We start from the raw sequence: 1,110 nt of genomic DNA, 5'->3' as shown, positions 1-1,110 counted from the left end.
AGCAATCTTCATACCAGGCGGCTCGGCCGGGACAGCGCCGGGACGATCGACGATAATCGGGCATGCCCCGTGCCCCCGTACCGCCGTCCCCCGCTCCTTTGCCGGATGCCGTTTCCGCCGCGCCGCGCCGCCTGTCCGCGCTGAGCGGCCTGCTGCCCTTCCTGCGCCCGTACCGCGCGCGCATCGCGCTGGCCTTCGCGCTGCTGTGCCTCGGCTCGGCCACGCTGCTGCTGGTGCCGCTGGCCTTCCGCGACCTGGTCGATTTCGGCTTCGGCGCCGGCGGCGGCACGGCCGCGGCCGGCGCGCTCGACGGCCATTTCCTGCAACTGTTCGCGCTCGCCGCATTCTGGGGCGTGGTGGTAGCGGCGCGCTACTACACCGTGTCCTGGGTCGGTGAGCGGGTCACGGCCGATTTGCGCAGCGCGGTGTATGCGCGCGTGCTCGGGCAGTCGCCCGAGTTCTTCGAGACCCTGCAGACCGGCGAGGTGCTGTCGCGGCTGACGGGCGATGCCACGCTGATCCAGACCGTGGTTGGCAGCTCGGTGTCGATGGGGCTGCGCAGCCTGTTCCAGTTCGTCGGCGGCATGGTGATGCTGGCGGTGACCAGCTTCGGCCTGTTCGCACTCAATCTCGGGCTGATGGTGGGGCTCGCCGTGCCGATCATGCTGGTCGGGCGCAGGCTCAAGCGGCTGTCGCGCGAATCGCAGGACCGCATCGCCGACGCCTCGGCGCTGGCCGGCGAGATCCTCAATGCGATGCCCACCGTGCAGGCCTTCACCCAGGAGGCCGAAGAAGCCCGCCGCTTCGCCGCGCGCAGCGAGGCCGGCTTCGTCTCGGCGATCCGCCGCACCCGGGTGCGGGCGGGACTGACCGCGCTGATCATCGCCGCGGTGATGGGGTCGATCATCTTCGTGCTGTGGATCGGCGCCCAGCAGGTGCGGACCGGCAGCCTGAGCACCGGTGACCTCGCCGCCTTCGTGCTGTACGCGGCACTGGTCGCGGGCGGGGCGGGCACGCTGGCCGAAGTGTGGGGCGACGTCATGCGCGCGGCCGGCGCCGCCGGGCGCCTGCTCGAACTGCTGCACGCCGAACCGGCGATCCGCGAGCCTG

1 protein-coding gene is annotated in these 1,110 nt (G+C 71.9%); it reads left to right on the top strand.

Annotated elements, in window-relative coordinates; all coding sequences use genetic code 11:
• Positions 1-62: 62 nt before the first annotated feature.
• The coding region (locus C666_RS19120) for an ABC transporter transmembrane domain-containing protein (RefSeq protein WP_248637700.1) at positions 63-1,110 on the top strand (1,048 nt) is incomplete at its 3' end.

The sequence above is a fragment of the Thauera linaloolentis 47Lol = DSM 12138 genome, assembly GCF_000310205.1.
Taxonomy (GTDB): Bacteria; Pseudomonadota; Gammaproteobacteria; order Burkholderiales; family Rhodocyclaceae; genus Thauera; species Thauera linaloolentis.
Note: the sequence above shows the minus strand (reverse complement) of the source record. Positions and strands in the feature narration are given on the sequence as shown.